The organism is Anaeromyxobacter sp. PSR-1 (assembly GCF_000964525.1).
Lineage (GTDB): Bacteria > Myxococcota > Myxococcia > Myxococcales > Anaeromyxobacteraceae > Anaeromyxobacter.
On sequence record NZ_BAZG01000198.1, the window covers coordinates 1 to 7955 of the forward strand.

Sequence of the window (7955 nt, forward strand, 5' to 3'; positions counted from 1 at the left end):
CCGGTCGGCGGCGGATACGCGTCCGTGCCGGTGCCCGTGCCCGGCGCGCCGGTCGTGCCCGCGTCCGCCGGCGGCGGATACGTGCCGGTGCCGTCGGTGCCGGTCCCGGTCGTGCCCGTGCCCATCGTGCCCGTGCCGGTCGTGTCCGTGCCGGTCGTGTCCGTGCCGGTCGTGTCCGTCCCCGCGGCGCCGGTGCCGGTCCCCGCGGAGCCCGGCGTGCCGGACGTGCCGGTCCCGGTGCCGCCCGCGCCGCCGCTCTGCGCGTACGCGCCGCCCAGCACCGTCGCGGCCAGCGCGCCGGCCAGGATCCATCTCGCTGCGTGCTTCATGCGTCCTCCCGTCTCGCGCGTCTGCGCGGCGGTCCGAAACCTGGGCATGCCCTCCCGCCAGGCCCGGAGCGCGCGCCGCACCGCCTGCGGGCGCGCAAGCCCTCCGCGCGCCCGGCCGCGCCCCCGCGCCCGGCCGCCGCCCTGTCAGGGCGGCGTGCTACCGAGCGGACCGTGTCGGTCGCGACCGGGAAGCGGTGGGTGGAGGCGGCGGTGGACGCGGCGCGCGCGGCGGAGCTGGCCGCCGCCCTGGACCTGCACCCGCTGGCCGCGCGCGTGCTGGCGGCGCGCGTCCGCGGCGACGCGGCGGAGGCCGAGGCCTTCCTGGCCGCCCGCCTCGCCGACCTGCCCGACCCGTTCCGCATGAAGGGCATGGAGGCCGCGGTCGAGCGGATCGTGCGCGCGCTGGAGGGCGGCGAGCGCATCGCCTGCTACGGCGACTACGACGTGGACGGCGTCACCTCGACCGCGCTGCTCTGCGGGTTCCTGCGCGCGGCGGGGGCCGACGTCGTCACCTACACGCCGCACCGGCTGGTGGAGGGCTACGGCCTGAACGGCGAGGCGGTCCGCAGCCTGGCCGCGCAGGGCGTCCGCCTGCTGGTGACGCTCGACTGCGGCATCACGAGCGTGGACGAGGTGCGCGTCGCCGCCGGGCTGGGCGTCGACACCGTGGTGGTGGACCACCACACCGTCCCGGTGGAGCTGCCGGCGGCCGCCGCCATCCTCAACCCCCACCAGCCCGGCTGCGCCTACCCGTCGAAGGACCTGGCCGCGGTGGGCGTGACGTTCGCGCTGGCCATGGCGCTCCGGCGCCGGCTCCGCGAGCGGGGCCGCTTCGGCCCGGCCCGGCCCGAGCCGAACCTGAAGGAGGTGCTCGACCTCGTCGCGCTCGGCACGGTCGCCGACGTGGTGCCGCTCGTGGGCGCGAACCGGATCCTGGTGCGCTGGGGCCTCGAGCAGCTCGCGACCAGCCGGCGCCCAGGCGTGCGCGCGCTGAAGCGCGTGGCCGGCATCGCGGACGGGACGCCGATCACGGCCGGGCAGGTGGGCTTCCGCCTCGCGCCGCGCATCAACGCCGCGGGCCGGCTCGACGACGCGGGGCGCGGCGTGCGCCTGCTCCTGTCCGGCGACGCGGCGGCCGCGCAGGCGCTCGCCGACGAGCTGGATCGCGAGAACCAGGCGCGGCAGGAGATCGAGCGGCGCATCCTGGAGCAGGCGCTCGCCGATGCGGCGGCGCGCGTGGCCGCCGGCGCGCGCGGGCTGGTGCTGGCCCGCGACGGCTGGCACGCCGGCGTGGTGGGCATCGTCGCGTCGCGCGTGGTCGAGCGCTTCCACCGCCCCGCGGTGCTGGTGGCGCTGGAGGACGGCGCCGGGAAGGGGAGCGGGCGGTCGATCGAGGGCTTCCACCTCTACGACGCGCTCGCCGCGTGCTCCGGCCACCTCGCCCGCTTCGGCGGCCACCGGCACGCCGCCGGGGTCACGGTGGAGCGGGCGCAGGTCGAGCCGTTCCGCGCCGCGTTCGAGGCGCACGCCGCCGCCACCATCGCCGACGAGGACCTGGTGCCGCGCTGCCGGATCGACGGCTGGGTGGGAGACGCCGAGGTCACCGAGGACGCCGCCGAGGGGCTGGCGCGGCTCGGGCCGTTCGGCGCCGGCCACCCGGAGCCGGTGTTCGCGCTGCGCGGCGCCGCGGCGCGCGCGCGGACGGTGGGGGCGGGGGGCGCGCACCTGAAGCTCGCGCTCGGGCGCGGGCTCGACGCCATCGGCTTCGGCATGGGCGACCGCGCGCCGGCGTGCGGGGGCCCGGTGGACGCCGCGTTCACCATCGGCTTCGACGAGTGGGACGGCACCCGCCGGCTGCAGCTCAAGCTGAAGGACCTGCGGCCGGCGCGCTGAGGCGCGGCACCGCAGGTGGCCGATGAGCGAGCGCAGCGAGCCCGCCGGGGCGCCGCTCACGAACCGCCGTTCAGGGCGCGACCGCGACCACGGCGCGCCCGCGCACCTGGCCGGCGAGGATCCGCTCGCTCCAGGCCGGCACCTCCGCCAGCGGGATCTCGGTGGTGAGCGCGTCGATGTGGTCGGCGGTGAGATCGCGCGCGATGCGGCCCCAGGCCCGCGCGCGCGGCGCCTGGGGCGCCATCACCGAGTCCACGCCCTGCAGGCGCACGCCGCGGAGCACGAACGGGAGCACCGTGACCGGCAGGTCGGTGCCGCCGGCGAGCCCGCAGGCGGCGACCGCGCCGCGGTAGGCGGTCTGGCGGAGCACGGTGGCCAGCACCGCGCCGCCCACCGCGTCCACGCCGCCCGCCCACGTCTCCGACTCGAGCGGCCGCGTGCCCGGCCTCGCCAGCTCCTCGCGCGGCACGATGCGCGAGGCGCCCAGCGACTCCAGGAAGGCGCGCTCCGAGGGGCGGCCGGTGGAGGCGGCGACCTCGTACCCCGCGCGCGCCAGCAGCGCGACGGCGACGCTGCCGACGCCGCCGGCCGCGCCGGTGACGATCACCGGCCGGCCGCCGGGGCGCACGCCGGCGTCCTCCAGGGCGTCCACGCAGAGCGCGGCGGTGAAGCCGGCGGTGCCGATCGCCATGGCGCGCCGGGCGGTCAGGCCGCGCGGGAGCGGCAGCGCCCACTCGGCGCGGACGCGCGCCAGGCCGCCGTAGCCGCCGAAGGTGGCCTCGCCGATGCCCCAGCCCGTCACCAGCACCTCGTCGCCCGGCTGGAAGGAGGGATCGCGGGACTCGAGCACGGTGCCGGCGAGGTCGATGCCCGGGACCATGGGGAACTTCCGGATCACCTTGCCCTTGCCGGTGACCGCGAGCGCGTCCTTGTAGTTGAGGCTCGAGTAGCGGACCGCGACCGTCAGCTCGCCCTCGGGCAGCGCCGAGGCGGGCAGCTCCTCGAACGCGGCGGAGCGGGTGCCGTCGCCCTCCCGGACGACGAAGGCGCGGAAGCGCTGCGGCAGCGAGGGCGCGGGCATGGGCGGGTCTCCGGGTGCGAGGGGAGGCGGACGGAAGGCGAAGGGGACCGCCATCCTGCGTCCAGCCCGCCGGAGGGGTCCAGTGCCCGGATCAGGGACGTGCGCGCCGCGCGGCGCATGCGCCCGTCATCTCGGGGAATCCCGCGCGGCGCGGGTGCTCAGGCGACGCCCCAGCGACCGCGCCGCTCCCCGAACAGCGCGCCCATCCTGGCGAGCTCGCCCATGTGGAGCCGCTCCGCGTGCCGCTCGAAGCGCTCCCGGCACCGGCGCGAGCAGAAGAAGTACCGGCGCTTCTTGTACTCGAACGCCTCGGCGTCCTCCTGGAGCACCGGCCGCCCGCACACCGGATCGATCCCGACGCCGCCCTCGTCCACGTCCATGCGATGCCTCCCTCCCCGGGCGCCGGGACTGCAACCACGGGGCCAGCGCCGGCACGCCGCCGGGCGGGCCCGCGTCCGCTCCGCGCCGCGGCGCCCTGCAGGAATTCCAGGGTCCGGGCTGAAACTTCCACATGCCCGCGAGGCCGGGGAGGGCCTGCGGCGGCGCGCACCGGAAGGGCTGCGGTCGTCCTTGACGCCTGAGGTTCCGCAGTGTTAGCTGCCTTTCCCCACGTCCGGAGGCCCGCCCCTTGCCGCGCTTCATCACCGAGCTCAAGCGAACCCACTCCTGCGGTGAACTCACCAAGGCCGACATCGGCAAGGAGGTCGTGCTGTTCGGCTGGGTGAACAACCGGCGGGACCACGGCGGCGCGGTGTTCATCGACCTGCGCGACCGCGGCGGGCTCACCCAGGTGGTGTTCGAGGAGGACGTCCGCCCCGACGTGCACGAGCTCGCCGGCCAGCTCCGGCTCGAGTACTGCGTCGGCGTGCGCGGCAAGGTGGTGTCGCGCGGCGGCAACGTGAACCCGAAGCTCCCCACCGGCGAGATCGAGGTCCACGCCTCCGACCTCGAGATCTTCAACCGCTCCGAGCCGGCGCCGTTCCAGATCGAGGACCGGATCGACACGAGCGAGGAGAAGCGGCTCCAGTACCGCTACCTCGACCTGCGCCGCGCGCCGCTGCAGCAGACGCTCATGACGCGCGCGAGGGTGAACCACCTCACCCGCAACTACTTCACCGACAAGGGCTTCCTCGAGCTCGAGACGCCGTTCATGGTGAAGTACACGCCGGGCGGCGCCCGCAACTTCCTCGTCCCCTCGCGCCTCAACCCCGGCAAGTTCTACGCGCTCGCCGAGAGCCCGCAGCTCTTCAAGCAGCTGTACATGATGGCGGGCTTCGACCGGTACTTCCAGATCGTCCGCTGCTTCCGCGACGAGGACCTCCGGCTCGACCGCCAGCCCGAGTTCACCCAGATCGACGTCGAGATGTCGTTCGTGGAGCAGAACGACGTGTTCGACGTGCTGGAGGGGCTGGTGGTGAAGCTCTGGAAGGAGGTGCTCGGGATCGAGATCCCGCGCCCGTTCCAGCGCATGCCGTTCGAGGAGTCGATGGCGAAGTACGGGAACGACAAGCCCGACCTCCGCTTCGACATGCCGCACGTGGTGCTCACCGACCTGGTGCGCCAGCACGACGGCGGCGGCGTCCCGCTCATGGACGAGGCCGTGAAGGCCAAGGGCATCGTCAAGGCGATGCGCGTGCCCGCGTCGGCGAACTTCTCGCGCACCGAGATCGACAAGCTCGAGGAGTACGTGAAGGGCATGGGCGCGAAGGGGCTCGCCCGCGCCAAGGTCGGCGAGGGCGGCGAGTGGACCCAGTCGCCGCTCGCGAAGACCATCACCCCCGCGCTCCGCCAGGCCGTCAATGAGGCCTGCGAGGCGAAGCCGGGCGACCTGCTCCTGTTCCAGTTCGGCAAGGAGTCGGTGGTCCACACGGTGATGGCGAACCTGCGCGTGCACCTCGCCAAGCGCATGGGCCTCATCCCCGAGTACGGCTCGGGCGGCGCCTGGCGCTTCCTGTGGGTGGTGAACCCGCCGCTGTTCGAGTACGACGAGGAGTCCGGCCAGTGGGCCGCCGCGCACCACGCGTTCACGCGGCCGCACGACTCCGACCTCCAGTTCCTCGAGAGCGACCCGGGCAAGGTGAACTGCTACCGCTACGACCTGGTGCTGAACGGGTTCGAGATCGGCGGCGGCTCCATCCGCCTCCACGACCCCGAGGTCCAGGCGCGGGTGTTCAAGGCCATGGGCATCACCGACGAGGAGGCCCGCAACAAGTTCGGCTTCCTGCTCGACGCGCTCAAGATGGGCGCGCCGCCGCACGGCGGCATCGCGCTCGGCATGGACCGCCTGGTCATGCTCCTCACCGGCGCCGAGTCGCTCCGCGACGTGGTGGCCTGGCCCAAGACGCAGAAGGGCACCGACCTCATGACCGGCGCCCCCGGCGACGTGGACGGCCGCCAGCTGCGCGAGCTGTACGTGAAGAGCACGTTCGAGCCGAAGTAGGTCGCGCCCGTCCCGCGGCGCGCCGCCGCGGCCGGCCGTCCCCGGCGCCTCACCTTTCGCGCGACCGCGCCCCCGGTCCGGGCTACGCTCCGGGGCCGGGGGCGCGCGCGATGGGCGAGCACGACGTCATCATCGTCGGCGGCGGCGTGAACGGGACCGGCACGGCCCGCGACTGCGCCATGCGCGGGCTGCGGGTGCTGCTGCTGGAGAAGTCGGACTTCGGGGTCGGCGCGAGCGGCAACAGCTCGGGCATGATCCACGGCGGCATCCGCTACATGCTCTCCGACCGGAAGGTCACCGAGCTGGCCTGCCGGGACTCCGGGTACATCCAGCGGATCGCCCCGCACCTGCTGTTCCGCATCCCGTTCCTGATGCCGTTCGGCTCGCGCGCCGAGGGCGCCACGCTCGCCGAGCGCGCCGCCTGGTACGCCACCGAGGTCTACGTCGGCACCTACGACCTGTACCAGCCGCTGAAGCGCGGGCGGCCCTCCACGCGGCTGACCGCCGAGGAGCTGTACCGCCTCGAGCCCGGGCTGCGCCCCGGCCTGCACGGCGCGGTGACGCTGGACGAGTGGGGCATCGACGCGTTCCGGCTCTGCGCGCTGAACGCGCTCTCCGCCCGCGCGCACGGCGCCGAGCTGCGCACCTGGACGGAGGTCCGCCAGCTGCTCACCGAGGGCGGGCGGGTGCGCGGCGTCCGCTGGCGCGACGCGCTCACCGGCGAGGAGGGCGAGGCGCGGGCGCCGGTGGTGTTCAACGCGGCGGGCGCGTGGTCCCCGGCGCTGGCGCGCGCGAGCGGCGTGCGGGTGCCGATGCGCCCGGGCAAGGGCGTGCACCTCACGCTCGACCGCCGCTGGTCCAGCTACGGCGTCATCTGCACCGCGGTGGACGGGCGGCAGATGTTCCTCATGCCGCACGAGAACGAGTCGATCGTCGGCACCACCGACGACGACTGGTACGGCGACCCGGACGACCTCGAGGCGACCCAGGACGAGGTGGAGTACCTGCTGGAGGGCGCCGCCTCGCTCGTCCCCGGCGTGCGGCGGGCGCGGATCACGCGCGCCTGGTGCGGCCTGCGCACCACGGTGTACGCGTACGGGCCGAACGAGGACGCGCTCTCGCGCGAGCACCAGCTGCTCGACGGCGCCGCCGATGGCGCGGCCGGGCTGCTCTCCATCGTGGGCGGGAAGCTCGCCTCGTACCGGGCGCAGTCCGAGGAGGCCGCCGACCGCATCGAGGCGCTGCTCGGCCGGCCGGTCACGCCCTGCCGCACGCACCAGGAGCCGCTGCCCGGCGGCGACGAGGTGCCCGATCCGGCCGCGCTGGCGCGCGAGTTCCCGGTGGACGCGGCGGTGGCGGCGCGGCTCGTGTACCGGCACGGCGGGCGCGCGCGGGAGATCTGCGGCATGGTCCGCGACGACCGGCGCCTCGGCCTGGTGCTGTGCCGAGACGAGGGCATCCTCGCGGCCGAGGTGGTCTACTGCGCGCGCCACGAGCAGGTGCGGCGGCTCCAGGACCTGCGGCGGCGCTGCCGGCTGGCGGTGGGCGCCTGCGGCGGCCTCGACTGCGCGCGGGTGGGCGCGCAGCTCGCCGGCCGCGAGCTGTCCTGGCCGCCCGAGCGCGTCCGGGCGGAGCTCTCCGACCTGCTCGACCAGGGCTGGCGCGAGCGGCGGCCGGTGCTGGACGGCGCGCAGCTCGCCGCCGAGGAGCTGCTGCGCGGCGGCTGCGGCCCCTGGGAGGCGCCGTGACCCCGTCGCGCACGGTGCGGGCCGACGTGCTGGTGGTGGGCGGCGGCATGGCCGGCGCCCTGGCGGCGCTCTCGGCGCGGGCGGCCGGCTGCGAGGTGGCGCTGGTGCGGCGCGCGCCCGGCGCGACCGCGCTCTCCTCCGGCGCGGTGGGCGTGGCGCCGGACCTGTCCGCGCTCCCCGGCGACCCGCTCTCCTGGCGGCGCGGGCCGGTGGAGTCGGCGCGTCGCCTGGCGCGGCAGCGCCCCGGGCACCCCTACGCCGCGGTGGGCGAGGGGCTGGTGCTGCTCCCCGACGCGCTCGACTTCGCGGTGCGCGCGCTCGATCCGCTGCTCGCGCCGGTGCTGGAGCGCCCGCGCTTCCTCGCCACGCCCACCGGCGAGGTGGTCGCGGCGGCCACCTGCCAGCGCGCCGCCGAGCCGGGCGACCTGCTCGCGGTGGCCGGGCCGCTGGCGGTGGCCGGGCTC

At 76.0% G+C, this 7955-nt stretch carries 6 protein-coding genes and 1 pseudogene; 4 read left to right on the forward strand and 3 right to left on the reverse strand.

Features of this window, described 5'->3' with window-relative positions; all coding sequences use genetic code 11:
• Positions 1-329, reverse strand: a pseudogene (locus PSR1_RS19895) (hypothetical protein); the annotation flags it as partial.
• Between the two features lie 171 nt (positions 330-500).
• On the opposite strand from PSR1_RS19895, the gene recJ reads away from it, so the two are divergent.
• Positions 501-2222, forward strand: a complete 1722-nt coding sequence (recJ, locus tag PSR1_RS19900; protein ID WP_059439147.1) for a single-stranded-DNA-specific exonuclease RecJ — start codon at positions 501-503, stop codon at positions 2220-2222.
• A 70-nt stretch (positions 2223-2292) separates the two neighbouring features.
• Here the strand turns inward: recJ and PSR1_RS19905 are convergent, their stop codons facing one another.
• Positions 2293-3303 (reverse strand): MDR family oxidoreductase, encoded by a 1011-nt coding sequence (locus PSR1_RS19905; RefSeq protein WP_059439148.1) that lies wholly within the window; start codon positions 3301-3303, stop codon positions 2293-2295.
• Positions 3304-3461: 158 nt separating this feature from the next.
• Entirely contained in the window at positions 3462-3683 is a 222-nt protein-coding gene (locus tag PSR1_RS19910) for a YHS domain-containing protein (RefSeq protein ID WP_059439149.1), read from the reverse strand.
• A gap of 248 nt (positions 3684-3931) precedes the next feature.
• On the opposite strand from PSR1_RS19910, the gene aspS reads away from it, so the two are divergent.
• From aspS to PSR1_RS19925, 3 genes are all read left to right on the forward strand, one after another.
• Positions 3932-5743 carry an aspartate--tRNA ligase gene (gene aspS, locus PSR1_RS19915; protein WP_059439150.1) on the forward strand — a complete coding sequence of 604 codons (1812 nt, stop codon included), beginning with the start codon at positions 3932-3934 and terminating at the stop codon, positions 5741-5743.
• Between the two features lie 110 nt (positions 5744-5853).
• Entirely contained in the window at positions 5854-7491 is a 1638-nt protein-coding gene (locus tag PSR1_RS19920) for a glycerol-3-phosphate dehydrogenase/oxidase (protein ID WP_059439151.1), read from the forward strand.
• Positions 7488-7955 (forward strand): FAD-binding protein (locus tag PSR1_RS19925; RefSeq protein ID WP_152643393.1); only part of this gene is annotated, 468 nt, incomplete at its 3' end. The genes PSR1_RS19920 and PSR1_RS19925, both read left to right, overlap by 4 nt.